Here is a 918-nt window from a genome sequence, read left to right as displayed (position 1 = left end):
GGGCTGCATGACGGCGGTCAGTCGACCACATGCGGAGAAATTAGGATCGGTTACAGGAACATGAGGGGAGAAAATAATGATAGATAACCATGATCTGATGAACAAAGAGCAGTTGCTCGCGGAGCTGGATTCGCTGGGTTATTCGGACAGGATGAAGCGGATGGCGCTTCTTGGACGCCGGCATACAGGAGATGCGGATTATTCGGCGCTGGCGTGTTTAAAACGAAAAACTGAATTAGGACGCGATTCTTGAACTCATCATAGCTATGCCTTAGTTGGCACATGTCTGTCTACCAACTTTTGCTACATTACAAAGTAATGTAATCTATTTCATAATCTAGTAACTCATCAAATTTTAGAGAAAAGAAAAAAATATTGAAATTCCAAAAATATGAAGTAAACTATGTATAGCAACCCAATTAATCCCAATTAATCCTTATATAAGGAGGTGATGAGCATGGTAGAAATTAATACTCCACAGCCAATTGGAAAAAAACTTTATGAACCAGCTAATAAAGTTCAAAATGATCAACTTTTTGGAACAGGAGTACTTACTGGACAACAAGAAATGAGAAATGATAACTGGTCAATTATTTTATGTTGCTGTTGCAGTTGTGGTTCCGGCGGCTCTTCTCAAATTCACAAAGATTCTGTTGGCTCAAATCTTTAATAAGACAGTTTAGGGGAATTACAAGAGAGGTGAAAAATTATACTAGAAATTAATACTCCACAGCCAATTGGAAAAAAACTTTATGAACCAGCTAGCAATGTTCAAAATGATCAACTTTTTGGAACAGGAGTGCTCACTGGACAACAAGAAACGAGAAATGACTGGAAAATCATATTGTGTTGCTGTTGTAGCTGCGGTTCTGGTGGTTCTTCTCAAATTGAAAGTGTGACCTAACTTTGTTTATAGAA

The 918-nt window shown here is 38.2% G+C and carries 2 protein-coding genes; both read left to right on the top strand.

From position 1 onward, the window contains the following. Positions 1-97: 97 nt before the first annotated feature. Positions 98-253 (top strand): hypothetical protein, encoded by a 156-nt coding sequence (locus CHH67_RS26200; protein WP_218832016.1) that lies wholly within the window; start codon positions 98-100, stop codon positions 251-253. A gap of 204 nt (positions 254-457) precedes the next feature. Further along, entirely contained in the window at positions 458-670 is a 213-nt protein-coding gene (locus tag CHH67_RS25960; RefSeq protein ID WP_144029260.1) for a hypothetical protein, read from the top strand. The last annotated feature ends 248 nt before the right edge of the window (positions 671-918 follow it).

This window comes from Paenibacillus campinasensis (assembly GCF_002272015.1).
In the GTDB taxonomy this organism is placed as follows: Bacteria; Bacillota; Bacilli; order Paenibacillales; family Paenibacillaceae; genus Paenibacillus_AQ; species Paenibacillus_AQ campinasensis.
Note: the sequence above shows the minus strand (reverse complement) of the source record. Positions and strands in the feature narration are given on the sequence as shown.

What these genes read in the sequence shown, in the direction of transcription:
- CHH67_RS25960 (WP_144029260.1), top strand. Translation starts at nt 458, where the DNA reads ATGGTAGAAATTAATACTCCACAGCCAATTGGAAAAAAACTTTATGAA.
- CHH67_RS26200 (WP_218832016.1), top strand. Translation starts at nt 98, where the DNA reads ATGAACAAAGAGCAGTTGCTCGCGGAGCTGGATTCGCTGGGTTATTCG.